Source organism: Pseudomonas sp. G5(2012), from assembly GCF_000408945.1.
Lineage (GTDB): Bacteria > Pseudomonadota > Gammaproteobacteria > Pseudomonadales > Pseudomonadaceae > Aquipseudomonas > Aquipseudomonas umsongensis.
The window spans coordinates 1-12,166 of record NZ_APIO01000133.1; the positions used below are offsets into that span (position 1 = coordinate 1).

General features: G+C 61.5%; 11 protein-coding genes and 1 pseudogene. 10 read left to right on the plus strand and 2 right to left on the minus strand.

The window, feature by feature from the left end; genetic code table 11:
- Positions 1–144: 144 nt before the first annotated feature.
- A complete protein-coding gene (locus tag PG5_RS29425; RefSeq protein WP_052024741.1) occupies positions 145–1,173 on the minus strand; it encodes a D-cysteine desulfhydrase family protein in 1,029 nt (342 codons plus the stop codon).
- Between the two features lie 228 nt (positions 1,174–1,401).
- On the opposite strand from PG5_RS29425, the gene PG5_RS29430 reads away from it, so the two are divergent.
- The 5 genes from PG5_RS29430 (at position 1,402) to PG5_RS29450 (ending at position 6,398) form a co-directional block, all read left to right on the plus strand.
- Positions 1,402–2,652 carry an MFS transporter gene (locus tag PG5_RS29430; protein WP_020800727.1) on the plus strand — a complete coding sequence of 417 codons (1,251 nt, stop codon included), beginning with the start codon at positions 1,402–1,404 and terminating at the stop codon, positions 2,650–2,652.
- Positions 2,653–2,781: 129 nt separating this feature from the next.
- Complete coding sequence (locus PG5_RS29435) at positions 2,782–3,096, plus strand: DUF485 domain-containing protein (protein WP_020800728.1); 315 nt, start codon at positions 2,782–2,784, stop codon at positions 3,094–3,096.
- Complete coding sequence (locus tag PG5_RS29440) at positions 3,093–4,766, plus strand: cation acetate symporter (protein WP_042955861.1); 1,674 nt, start codon at positions 3,093–3,095, stop codon at positions 4,764–4,766. Before PG5_RS29435 ends, PG5_RS29440 begins: the two co-directional genes overlap by 4 nt.
- A gap of 54 nt (positions 4,767–4,820) precedes the next feature.
- A complete protein-coding gene (locus PG5_RS29445; RefSeq protein ID WP_020800730.1) occupies positions 4,821–5,375 on the plus strand; it encodes a cytochrome b in 555 nt (184 codons plus the stop codon).
- A gap of 3 nt (positions 5,376–5,378) precedes the next feature.
- Positions 5,379–6,398, plus strand: coding sequence for a nitronate monooxygenase family protein (locus tag PG5_RS29450; RefSeq protein WP_020800731.1), 1,020 nt, complete (start codon positions 5,379–5,381; stop codon positions 6,396–6,398).
- Positions 6,399–6,509: 111 nt separating this feature from the next.
- Here the strand turns inward: PG5_RS29450 and PG5_RS29455 are convergent, their stop codons facing one another.
- Positions 6,510–7,397 carry a LysR family transcriptional regulator gene (locus PG5_RS29455; RefSeq protein WP_020800732.1) on the minus strand — a complete coding sequence of 296 codons (888 nt, stop codon included), beginning with the start codon at positions 7,395–7,397 and terminating at the stop codon, positions 6,510–6,512.
- Positions 7,398–7,512: 115 nt separating this feature from the next.
- Between PG5_RS29455 and PG5_RS29460 the strand changes: the two genes are divergently transcribed.
- The 5 genes and pseudogenes from PG5_RS29460 (at position 7,513) to PG5_RS29480 (ending at position 12,054) form a co-directional block, all read left to right on the plus strand.
- Positions 7,513–8,178, plus strand: coding sequence for an MOSC domain-containing protein (locus PG5_RS29460; RefSeq protein ID WP_020800733.1), 666 nt, complete (start codon positions 7,513–7,515; stop codon positions 8,176–8,178).
- Between the two features lie 132 nt (positions 8,179–8,310).
- Entirely contained in the window at positions 8,311–9,828 is a 1,518-nt protein-coding gene (locus PG5_RS29465) for a CoA-acylating methylmalonate-semialdehyde dehydrogenase (protein ID WP_020800734.1), read from the plus strand.
- Positions 9,829–9,956: 128 nt separating this feature from the next.
- Entirely contained in the window at positions 9,957–10,346 is a 390-nt protein-coding gene (locus tag PG5_RS29470; protein WP_020800735.1) for a tautomerase family protein, read from the plus strand.
- 34 nt (positions 10,347–10,380) lie between these two features.
- Positions 10,381–11,430, plus strand: coding sequence for a nitronate monooxygenase family protein (locus PG5_RS29475; RefSeq protein WP_020800736.1), 1,050 nt, complete (start codon positions 10,381–10,383; stop codon positions 11,428–11,430).
- Positions 11,431–11,498: 68 nt separating this feature from the next.
- Positions 11,499–12,054 (plus strand): annotated as a pseudogene (locus PG5_RS29480) (nucleotidyltransferase family protein).
- Positions 12,055–12,166 lie beyond the last annotated feature (112 nt).

Below are 12,166 nucleotides of genomic sequence, written 5' to 3' on the forward strand. Positions count from 1 at the left end.
CGGTTTCCCCACTGCGCAATGCTGCTTCGGCCATCGTGGTTAACGGGGCGCTTGCGATCAACAGCAAAGCGAGGCGGCCTGACAGCCGACCTGACTTTTACGGTTGTACTTGAATGTCGAAACCCTATAGCTGCAGCGCGACCCTCACTCGAAGGCGCGCCGGTAGGCAAACAGACCAGGCATGCCGCCGGTCATCACAAACAGCAGATTGCTGCCCGCCGGGTAATCACCCCGACGTACAGCCGCGAGCATCCCGGCGAAAGCCTTGCCACCGTAGACGGGATCGGTGAGCAAGCCTTCCTGGGACGCCAGCAGGCGTACCGCTTCGAGCATCGCTTCGGTCGGCGCGCCATAGGCATCGCCGCGTTGGCTGCCATCCACGCGAATCGAGTGGTCGGCCAGCGTCGTGGACCGGTCAAGCAGCTGCAGGACCTGTCGGGTTTTTTCCAGGGTCGTGGTCGCGGCCTGTTCCTCCGTCGCCAGCACCGAGTAGCCGAGGATTTGCGTCGAGGCACCAGCCAGGGTGACGCCGGCCAATAAACCTGAGTGCGTGCCAGCGCTGCCATTGGGCACGATGATTTGCTCGAAATGCATATCCAGCGCCTCCGCCTGGCGCAGGATCTCGCCTGCGCAGGCGGCATAACCCAGGCTGCCCCGAGGGCTGGACCCGCCGAGGGGCATCACGAAGGGCCTCTTGCCTTGGCCCTTGAGCGTGTCGACCAACTGCGTCGCGTAGGCATCGGGCAAGACACCCCGAGCCAGCCGATGGACCTTCGCGCCAAACAAGGCATCCAGCAGCACATTGCCGTTGTGGCAAAAGTCGTCATCGGTGCGCACGGCCGAGGGTGTCAGGATCAGCTCGCAGGCGAGGCCATGACGGGCCGCCACGGCCGCGGTCAGTCGTGCGTGATTGGATTGCAAACCGCCCCAGGTCACCAGTGTGTCGGCGCCTTCGGCCAGGGCTTCGCCGAGCAGGAACTCCAGTTTGCGCAGTTTGTTGCCACCGCCGCCAAGACCGGTCAGGTCGTCGCGCTTGACGTAGAGCTGACAGCCATTGAGTTCGGGCAAGTCGCTCAAGCGGGACAGTTTCTGTATCGGGGTCGGGCCTTCGAGCAGTGCGACCCGTGGGTAGGCGGCCAGCGCGGCATCAAGATGATTCAAGTCGTGGGGCATGAAGGTTCGCTCGTGGAGTGAAGGAAGTTCGGTGGGCTTGAACGCCATCCGCCACTGTAAAAAGCCCTGGTTCGAAGATATACCGCCAGCAAGGAATTACAGTTGATACACCGTGTAATGAATGCGTGCATCTCTAATACAGATGTCATCGATCTTGATAAATCGTTTCACGAGATATATTGACGCGAGATAAGGTCTGCCGCATTCGCCTGCGGAGTACCTGGTCCCATGAATTATGCCGAGCGCAATCATGCCTATTGGCGTCGCAACCTGGCTGTTTGTGTATTCGGCTCGTTCACCACATTGGTGAGCCTGAGCATGCTGTTGCCGTTCCTGCCGCTCTACGTGCAGCAACTGGGCGTCACTGAGCAGGCCGATGTGGTGCAGTGGTCCGCGGTAGCGTTCGGCGCGACATTCTTTGGCACGGCGATCACTGCACCGCTCTGGGGCCGCTTGGCTGATCGTTTTGGGCGTAAACCGATACTGGTCCGCGCGGCCATCGGCATGGCGATCGTGATGTCGCTGATCGGGCTGGCGCGGGACGTTACCGATCTGGTGGCGCTGCGCCTGATCGCCGGGCTCATCGGCGGTTATGCCTCGGCTTCGATCGTGATGATCGGTTCCCAGGTGCCACGGGAAAAGGCCGGTTGGGCACTGGGCGTGCTGTCGACGGGGGCGTTGTCCGGCAACCTGATCGGGCCGCTGGTAGGTGGATTCCTCCCGCAGTGGGTAGGTATCCGTGGCACTTTTTTTGTTGGCGGCGCGATGATCGCCGTGGCGGCGATCACCACCATCGTGCTGATTCGTGAGTCGTTCGATCGTAGTTCGGACGGGGCCCGACGCGCCAAAAAAATCCCGGTCGAAGGTGCCGGTTCTCGATGGCCGATCATTGGCGCACTGCTGATGACGGCAATGATGGTGCTGCTGGCCAACATGTCGATCGAGCCGATCATCACTGTCTACATCGGTCATCTGGGCGTGGCCTTTGATGATCAGGCGCAGATTGCCGGCGTGGTAATGGCCTGTTCAGCGCTGGGCAGCATCCTGACCGCTGCCAGGCTGGGGGCACTGGCCGATCGGGTCGGCAGCTGGAATGTGATCATCGGATGCCTGGTGCTGACGGCCATCGTCATGGTGCCCCAGGCATTCGTTACGCAGTGGTGGCAACTGGCAGTGTTGCGCGCCCTGATGGGCATGACCATAGCCGGGCTGCTGCCGGCGATTGCCAAGCTGATCCGGCAATCGGTCGAGGACCACGACAGCGGAAGAATCCTCGGCTATCTGCAATCGGCACAGTTCTCCAGGCAGGTGATCGGGCCCCTGATCGGTGGCCAGATCGGCGCCCATTTCGGGTTGCACCACGTGTTCCTGGTGACTGCCGCGCTGCTGGTGTTGTGCGCCGGAATCAATGGCTGGGTGAGAAGTGAAGCGGGAATCCAAAGTAGTAAATTCACCAAAAGCGATCAGTCGGATCATTAATGATCATTTTACATGATCATCTGCCGGGCATAGGTTTAAGGGGCACAGATACCGCAGCCAGTGGCGGATCGAGTCTGAATCTGAGGCTGTGGAACAACAATAACGCTACCACTGCTACACGGAGTCAACGTGAACCATGCAACCGAATCAGCCAGAATCCGCAACCATCCCCGGTATAAGGAGCTGGTCTCGCGGCAGCGAACGTTCGTCGCCAGCCTGACCGCGGCAACCCTTGTCCCGTACTTCACGTTCATCCTCGTTGCCGCCTTCGCGCCCCAGTTGCTGGCGACGAAACTTTCCGCGACCAGCATCATCAGTATCGGTTGGCCTTTAGGTGCCGTGTTCATCGTCGGGGCCTGGTTGTTCACCGGGCTGTACATCCATCGCGCCAATGGTGAATTCGATGACCTGACCGCAGAAATCCGCGCGGGGGGCATCGTATGAAGCGCCTCCTCATGAACCTCATCCTTCCCGTCCTGCTCTGTGTATTTGCGGCTCGCGCCATGGCCGGTGACGTCATCCAGGGCGTCGAGAAACAGCCGATCAACATCACCGCCATCAGCATGTTCCTGGTCTTCGTCGTGACAACCCTCGGCATCACGTACTGGGCCGCCTCAAAAACCCGATCCATGGATGATTTCTACACCGCCGGCGGTGGCATCAGCGGCTTCCAGAACGGGTTGGCACTGGCCGGTGACTACATGTCGGCGGCGGCGTTGCTGGGGGTCACCAGCATGATCTTCTTCAACGGCTTCGATGGCGTGCTGTACTCGATCAGCTTCTTTGTTGCCTGGCCCTTGCTGTTGTTTCTGTTCGCCGAGCGCATCCGCAACCTGGGGCGTATCACCATCTCCGATATCGCTTCATTCCGCCTCGATCAAAACCGCATCCGCACGATGACGGCCTTCGGTTCGTTGACGGTGGTGTGCTTTTACCTGGTGGTCCAGATGGTGGGAGCAGGGCAGTTGATCCAACTGCTGTTCGGTCTGCCCTACAACTATGCGGTGGTTGCCGTGGGGCTGTTGATGGCGGTCTACGTCACCTTCGGCGGCATGGTCGCCACCACCTGGGTGCAAATCATCAAGGCCGGTTTGCTACTGGTGGGCGGGACGCTGCTGGCATTCCTGGCGCTGAGCAAGTTCGGCTTTTCCTTCGACCTGTTGTTTGAAAAAGCCGTGGCCGCGCACCGTGATGGCGAGCGGATCCTGCTGCCGAGCAAACTGGTGGCCGACCCGCTGTCGCTGATCTCATTGGCGCTGGGACTGGTATTTGGCACCGCAGGGCTGCCGCATATCCTGATGCGCTTCTTCACCGTGCCGGACGCCAGGCAGGCGCGTAAATCGGTGTTCGTCGCCACGGGCTTCATCGGCTTTTTCTACCTGATCGTGGGCGTGCTGGGCCTGGGGGCCATCGTGATCGTCGGGCAAGACCCGGCCTTCTACGAGTCCGGCAATCTGGCGGGCAAGCTGATCGGCGGCAGTAACATGCCGGTGATGCACCTGGCCAAAGCCGTGGGTGGCGACCTGTTGCTGGGCTTCATTTCCGCCGTGGCGTTCGCGACGATCCTGGCGGTGGTGTCGGGGCTGACCATGGCCGGCACATCGGCGATCTCCCATGACTTGTACGTGATGGTGGTCAGGAAGGGTAAGGCCGAAGCCAAGGACGAACGCCGCGTTTCGCGCATTGCCTCGGTGGGCATCGGCATCGTCGCGGTGGTGCTGGGGATTCTGTTCAAGGATCAGAACATTGCCTTTCTGGTCGCGCTGACGTTCGGCGTGGCGGCCTCGGTCAACTTCCCGATCCTGGTGCTCTCGATGTACTGGAAAGGGCTGACCACCCGTGGCGCGCTGATCGGCGGTGTCGCCGGGCTGGTGAGTGCGGTGGGGCTGGTCATTCTTTCGCCGGCGGTGTGGGTCAAGGTGCTGGGCAATGCCGAGGCGATCTTCCCCTATGACTACCCGGCGATCATCTCGATGAACGTGGCATTCCTGTTCACCTGGCTGGGCTCGGTGACTGACCGCAGCCGTGGCGCGGTGCTCGAGCGCGAGCGTTTCGATGATCAGTTGATCCGCGCCCAGACCGGGCTCGGCGCCGCGCAGGCGGTCAACCACTAAGACCTTCGCGGTCCATCCTTTCCTGATTTGCGCATTCTGTAAAAGGAGTCAGCCATGCAACTACGCGACAATGGCCTGAGATTTTCACCCATCACCGTTGCCCTGCACTGGGTCGTGGCGATTTCGCTGCTGGCGATTTTCGGCCTGCAACTGTGGATCGGCCACGCCTCCAGCGAGGCGCAGCAACTGGCGCTTGGCCGGGTACAAAACCTGCTGGGGCTGATTCTGTTCCTCGTCTCGTCCTACCGGTTCTGGGCGCGGATCACCTCCTATCATCCGCTGCCGGTAGGCACGCCGAACCCGATCGAAGTGATCATCAGCCGTTCGGTGGCGGTGTCGCTGGCCTTGGCGATGGTGCTGTTGCCGATCGCGGTTTGGGCTTCGCGGGCCGCCGCCGGCGAGGTGCTGCAACTGCCCGGCGGATTATGGATTCCGTCGCTCCTGCCGGTTAACCCCACCTTGAAGCATGTGGTCGATGTGCTGTTCGCCATTGGCGCCTCCGCGTTCCTCGCAGGGCTCGCGCTGCATGTTTTCGGTGCCGCGAAAAATCACTTTCTCCTGAAGAACAACACGCTCAAGCGGATGCTTGGCAAACATGTGGAGCTGTGAGTCATGAAACAGGACAAAACCGTTTTTTCGGGTAATGTCGTCACCCGGCTCTGCGGCGTGAACTACCCGATCTTCCTCGGCGGCATGGCCGCCATTTCCGGCCCGCAACTGGTCGGGGCCGTGGCCAACGCCGGGGGCATGGGCGTGCTCGGCGGCTTGCGCCTGCCACCTTTGGCCTTGCGTCGCTGGATCGAGGAAACACGGGCACTGACCGACCAGCCCTTCGGGGTGAACCTGGTGCCGCAGTTCGGCGGGCCGGATGTGTTCGAAGCGCAGTTCCGGGTGATCCTCAAGCAAAAGCCCAGATTGCTGTCGCTGTTCTATGCCGAGAAATATGCCGCCGACATGATTCCCCGGGCGAAAGACGCCGGGCTGCTGGTGATGGTGCAAGCGGGGTCGGTGGAGCTGGCCCGCATCGCCATCGCCCAGGGCGCGGACATCATCATTGCCCAGGGCAGTGAAAGTGGTGGGCACCTCAATCGCGGCACGATCGGCATCATGCCGTTGTTGACGTCGATCCTGGCCGTCGCCGAGGGCAAGCCGGTGCTGGCGGCCGGCGGTATCGTCCACGGCGATGATGTGCGCGCACTGATGTCGCTCGGCGCGTCAGGGGTGGTGGTGGGCACGGCGTTCATTGCCACCGACGAGTCCAACGCCCATCCGCTGTACAAAAAGAAGATTGTCGAGGCGACTACCGATGACACGGAGTACCGCACCGGCTATTCGTTCGGTTGGACCTACGGCACGCCGCACCGGGTGATTCCCAATCGGGACAAGTGGAATCTGCTGCGCTTTATCGGCGGCGGGGCCCGGGCGATTGACAAGCCACGGATGGCGCAGAAGCTGTCGCTGTATGCGGGGCAGGGGGTGGGCAAGATCCACAGTGTCGTGCCGGCTGCCGAGCGGGTGGCGGAGCTGGCGTGCGGGCTGGATCAGTTGTCTGTAACCGAGAGAAAGGTCACGGACTACGCTGCGACAGGACGGTTCCTGAACGAGCAGAGAAGGACACTCGGCTGGCAGTGAACCCTGTGGGAGCGAGCCTGCTCGCGAAGGCGACAGCACATCCAGAATGGATGTCGACTGAACCACCGCTTTCGCGAGCAGGCTCGCTCCCACAGTGGTTGCCGATGTAGTTCAAGCCACCGCCGGCCGGGCGATCTGTCGTTGCGCCAGGCCGATGAACGCGCTCATCGCCGAGGTGATCATCGTGTCGTTGCGGCGGATGAACACCGTGGAGACATTGGCGAATTCCGCTGGCAGGGTGTGGCAGCGGATGGCATGGCGCACGCTGCAGTTTTCTGCGATGGCCTTGGGCAACAGGGTCACGCCCATGCCCGCCGCCACGCACGACAGGATGCCGTCGAGCGTGCCCAGTTCCATGATCTGGTTGGGCACAAGACCCACCTGGTAGAACCAGTTCTCCAGGGTCGAGCGATAGAAGCAGCCGGTGCGGAACACCAGCACGGTCTGCTGGGGCATTTTCTCGATCAACGCCGGCAACGTTTCGAACTGGCTGCTGCTGACCAGCACCAACTCTTCGCAAAACACCTCTTCCTGGGCCAGCGCCGAGTTCTGGTGAAAGCCGCCGACGAAGGCACCGTCGAGGCGATGGGCTTCAATGGCCTTGATCAACTCGACCGTGGTGCCGGTGAGCAACGACAACTGCACGTCGGGATACTGCTCGCGGTAGCGGGTCAGCACTTGCGGCAAGCGAATGGCAGCGGTGGTCTCCATCGAGCCGAGCCTGAGCAGGCCGCTCGGGCTGCCGGTGTCCATCAGGGCGCTGCGGCTCTCGTCGGTGAGTTGCAGGATGCGCCGCGCATAACCGAGAAAGGTCTCGCCCGCCGAGGTGAGTACCACGCCTGATTTCTTGCGGATGAACAGTTCGCGATTGAGTTCGGCTTCCAGTTCCTTGACGCGCATGGTGACGTTGGACTGCACGGTATTCACCTGCAACGCGGCGGCGGTGAAGCTGCCCAGTTCGGCCACGGCGCAGAAAATCTTCAGTTGGCGCATTTCCATTTGTTGTCACCATCTATCAGTAGAAGTGATCGCAGACATGCTTAACGATCACTTTACGGCCATTTCTGGTGATTAGTAAAGTGACTAAAACCCCCTGATGAGTGAAGGTCGGCCCATGACACTGATTTCGACAATCGACCATGTCTTCGCTGGAGGCCTGGCGGTATTGCAGCCTGAAGGGCAGCGCACGGGCATCTTCAAGCAACGCCAGGCAGGCCCGGTGCGCGTGGAGTTACAGGGGATCGTCGGCGACCAGCACGGCGACACCCGGGTGCACGGCGGGCCGGAAAAAGCCGTGCATCAGTATGCGGTGCAAAACTACCAGCGTCTGGCGCAGGCCTTTGCGCCCAGTGCCGGGCAGCTGGTCGCGGGGAGCCTGGGGGAGAACATTTGCGCATTCGGGCTTTCGGAGCTCAACGTGCACATTGGCGATGTATTGCGCATCGGCAGCAGCTTGTTGCAGGTCTCCCAGCCGCGCAGTCCCTGCTGGAAAATCAACCATCGTTTTGATGCCGAGCACATGTCGATGTTCGTCGCCCGGGAGCGGATCACCGGCTGGTATTACCGGGTGCTCGAGCCGGGCTGGCTGCAAGCGGGGGACCGCATTGAATTGCTGGAACGGCATAACGAACGGTTTTCCATCGACCAGTTCTGGCAGGTGCAATTGGCGCACCGGCCGCTGATCGACGATTTGCTCGCGCTGGCGGACAGCGTCGGCCTGGCCGCGGACTGGAAGCGCCGCCTGGGCGAGCGGGCGAAATGGCTGCTTCATAAAATATGATCCATAAGATCATTAATCATCATTTTACATGATTTGTCGGCGGGCCTACCTTGGCCATGTCGGGAGCGCTCAACGCCCCGGCCTGACAACAACAAGAGATGGCTCTTATCCACCACCAGGGGACAACCCGCCATGAGTACCCAGCCTGCAGACATCGCACACTATATTCACGGTCGCCTGACACCCGGCACTTCCAGTCGCTCGCAGCACGTCACCAACCCCGCCACTGGTGTGGTGATCGGCAAGGTGGCCCTGGCCAGTGCCTCGGACGTCGACGCCGCGGTGCAGTCGGCCGCCGTCGCCTTTCCCGCCTGGTCGGCGACACCGCCGCTGCGCCGCGCGCGCATTCTGTTCAAGTTCCTCGCGCTGCTCAACGAGCACCGCGACACCCTGGCCCGGATGATCACCACCGAACATGGCAAGGTCTTCACCGATGCCCAGGGCGAAGTGACGCGCGGCATCGAGGTTGTCGAGTTCGCTTGCGGCATCCCGCAATTGCTCAAGGGCGACTACACCGAGCAAGTCTCGACCAACATCGATAACTGGACCCTGCGCCAGTCCCTGGGCGTGGTGGCCGGTATCACGCCCTTCAACTTCCCGGTGATGGTGCCGATGTGGATGTTTCCGGTGGCCATCGCCTGCGGCAACACCTTCGTGCTCAAGCCGAGCCCGATCGATCCTTCGCCCTCGCTGCTGATCGCCGAGTTGTTCAAGGAAGCCGGGTTGCCGGACGGTGTGTTCAACGTGGTGCAGGGCGATAAGGAAGCGGTGGATGCGCTGCTCGATCACCCTGAAGTCAAGGCCGTGAGCTTTGTCGGCTCCACGCCAATCGCCAACTACATCTACGAGACCGGTGCTCGCCACGGCAAGCGTGTGCAGGCGTTGGGCGGGGCGAAGAACCACATGGTGGTGATGCCTGATGCCGACGTCGAGCAGGTGGTCGATGCGCTGATCGGGGCGGCTTTCGGTTCTGCCGGCGAGCGCTGCATGGCGATCTCGGTGGCGGTGTTTGTCGGTGATGTGGCCGACAAGGTCATCCCCAAACTGGTGGAACGCACCCGCACGCTGAAGATCCTCGAGGGCATGAACCTGGCCGCCGAAATGGGCCCAATCGTTTCGCGCGTGGCGCACCAGCGCATCACCGGCTACATCGAGCAAGGCATCGCTGAAGGCGCCGAGATGCTGGTCGACGGCCGTGACTTCGATGGCTCGCAGGCCGGCGCCGATTGCGCTGGGGGCTTCTGGCTCGGTGGCACAATATTCGACCATGTCACCCCCGCGATGAAGATCTACCAGGAGGAAATCTTCGGTCCGGTGCTGGCGTGCATGCGGGTCAAGGATTTCGCCGAGGCGGTCGATCTGGTCAATGCCCACGAATTCGGCAACGGCACCGCGTGCTACACACGCGACGGTCATATCGCCCGTGAATTCGCGACCCGCATCCAGGTGGGCATGGTCGGCATCAACGTGCCGATTCCGGTGCCGATGGCGTGGCACGGCTTCGGTGGCTGGAAGCGCTCGCTGTTCGGTGACATGCACGCCTATGGCGAAGAGGGCGTGCGTTTCTACACCAAACAGAAATCGGTCATGCAGCGCTGGCCGAACAGCATTGCCAAGGGCGCCGAGTTTGCCATGCCGACCTCCAAGTAGACCTTCACGCGCTTTCGGGTTGGAGGGTGTGCAGGCGCGGGCTTGCACGCTGTCCATTGTCCCAGGGGGCGGCTGTGCCTTTTCTCAACGGCGGCTTGCTCCCATTTTCTTGCCCAAGGTAAACCGCGATGCCATTGCTCAAGTTCGACATCATTCAAGGCCGTAGCGACGAACAGCTGCGCACTTTGCTGGAGGTGGCGCATCAGGCCATGGTCCAGGCGTTCGAGGTGCCCGCCAGTGATCGCTACCAGAGCGTGACGCAACACCAGCCGGGGGAGTTGGTACTGCACGACACGGGGTTGGGTTACTCGCGATCGGACAATGTGGTGTTGCTGACGCTGATTTCGCGTCCGCGCCCCCAGCAGCAAAAAGTCGCGTTCTACCGCTTGCTGGCCGAGCAGCTGCACGCCGAGTGCGGCCTGTCGCCTGACGACCTGATCGTTTCACTGGTGGAGAACACCGACGCGGACTGGTCGTTCGGTCGTGGCCGCGCGCAATTTCTGACTGCAGAGCTCTAGCGTTCACTTTCATTCATCAGGCCCAGGTGCTGCCATGTCCAATCCACTGTTGTCCCTATTGAACATCCAATGGCCGATCATTCAGGCGCCGATGGTGGGCGTCTCCACACCCCGTCTTGCGGCGGCGGTGTCCAATGCTGGCGGGCTGGGTTCCATCGGCATTGGCGCGAGCAACGTCGAGCAGGCGCGGGCCCTGCTGCGCGAGACGGCGGCGCATACCGACAAACCCTTCAATGTGAATGTGTTCTGTCACCAGCCGGCTGTCCGGGACACCTTGCGGGAATCCAGGTGGTTGCAATTTCTGGCAGGGTTTTTCGCCGAGTTTGGCGCCGAGACACCGGTGTCGCTGCGGGAAATCTACACCTCGTTCGTCGAGGATGCCGACATGCTGCAGATGCTGCTGGAAGAAAAACCGGCGGTGGTCAGCTTCCATTTTGGCCTGCCGCCACAAACGGCCATCGATGCACTCAAGGCCGCTGGCATTCTGCTGCTGTGTTCCGTGACCAGCCTTGCCGAAGCGTTGGCGGCGCAGGACGCGGGGGTGCATGCCCTGGTGGCACAGGGTTACGAGGCGGGTGGGCATCGCGGGGTCTTCGATCCGCGGCAGGATTTGCAGATGGGCACCTGCGCTTTGGTGCGTGTACTGGTCGATGCCTGTCGTCTGCCATTGATTGCCGCGGGCGGCATCATGGACGGCGCAGGCATTAACGCGGTCATGCGGTTGGGCGCCAGTGCCGCGCAGTTAGGCACGGCATTCATTCTCTGCCCGGAATCGTCGGCGAACGGTGCCTACCGCGAAGCGCTCAAAGGCCCGCGCGCGCATCAGACGCACGTCACCAGCGTCATTTCCGGCCGCCCGGCCCGGGGCATGGTCAATCGCAACTTCACCAGCCTCGAAGGGGCAGGCATCGAAATGCCGGACTACCCGCTCACCTATGACGCCAACAAGGCGCTTAATGCCGCGGCAGCGGCCCGGGCCAATAGCGATTTCGCCGTGCAATGGGCTGGGCAGGGGGCACCATTGGCTCGGGAACTGCCGGCCGCGGCGTTGGTGAAGCTGCTCGCGGCGGAGATGCAATCCTGAGTGCGGGCTTGTCATGGTTTTGTTGTAACTTGGGCGCCGGGACTGAATCGGTTTGCAAGGGAAGAACCATGACATTGACGGCCGAAAAACTGGTTGGCATCGCAATGACCAACCCGATCAACGTGCAATTGACCTCACGCTTGCCAGCGCTTGGACATTGATCAATGCATGCTCACGGCAGGTTGCCTGTTCCAGGCGGTATGGAATCAAAAGGCACAACGAGATCCTGGCTGGGGCATCAAGGATTACGACGTTTTCTACTTTGACCCCGACCTGTCCTGGGAGGCCGAGAACGAGGTTATCCATCGGGCTCAACGGCTCCTGCAGGATCTTGGGGTCAACGTCGAGTTCAAGAACCAGGCACGCGTGCACCTTTGGTACAGTCAGCGCTTTGGCGGGACTTACCCCAGGCTTGAATCGGCCAGGGACGGGATTGATCGCTACCTGGTGGCGGGTACTTGTATTGGTCTGGACGCTGTCACCGGCGAGGTCTACGCCCCCTACGGGTTGGCGGATGTAGAGCAGGGCTTGTTGCGTATCAATCCGGCAAACCCCAGGCCTGACTTGTTTGAGCAGAAGGCGAAGAGTTATCAGGTTCGCTGGCCATGGTTGAAGGTTGTGTAAGGCGTGCCTGTCCGCGTTGTGATCGATGATGGTTCCCACGCTCTGCGTCACTGTTGCGCACTGCTCAGGTCATGCGTCGTCAGCGGAACGCGGAGCGTCCCTGGCGGCATTC

Excerpts from the sequence above, each read along its gene's own strand:
- PG5_RS29455 (WP_020800732.1), bottom strand. The coding sequence starts at position 7,397 with ATGGAAATGCGCCAACTGAAGATTTTCTGCGCCGTGGCCGAACTGGGC.
- PG5_RS29470 (WP_020800735.1), top strand. The coding sequence starts at position 9,957 with ATGCCATTGCTCAAGTTCGACATCATTCAAGGCCGTAGCGACGAACAG.
- PG5_RS29425 (WP_052024741.1), bottom strand. The coding sequence starts at position 1,173 with ATGCCCCACGACTTGAATCATCTTGATGCCGCGCTGGCCGCCTACCCA.
- PG5_RS29475 (WP_020800736.1), top strand. The coding sequence starts at position 10,381 with ATGTCCAATCCACTGTTGTCCCTATTGAACATCCAATGGCCGATCATT.
- PG5_RS29460 (WP_020800733.1), top strand. The coding sequence starts at position 7,513 with ATGACACTGATTTCGACAATCGACCATGTCTTCGCTGGAGGCCTGGCG.
- PG5_RS29445 (WP_020800730.1), top strand. The coding sequence starts at position 4,821 with ATGCAACTACGCGACAATGGCCTGAGATTTTCACCCATCACCGTTGCC.
- PG5_RS29440 (WP_042955861.1), top strand. The coding sequence starts at position 3,093 with ATGAAGCGCCTCCTCATGAACCTCATCCTTCCCGTCCTGCTCTGTGTA.
- PG5_RS29430 (WP_020800727.1), top strand. The coding sequence starts at position 1,402 with ATGAATTATGCCGAGCGCAATCATGCCTATTGGCGTCGCAACCTGGCT.
- PG5_RS29465 (WP_020800734.1), top strand. The coding sequence starts at position 8,311 with ATGAGTACCCAGCCTGCAGACATCGCACACTATATTCACGGTCGCCTG.
- PG5_RS29450 (WP_020800731.1), top strand. The coding sequence starts at position 5,379 with ATGAAACAGGACAAAACCGTTTTTTCGGGTAATGTCGTCACCCGGCTC.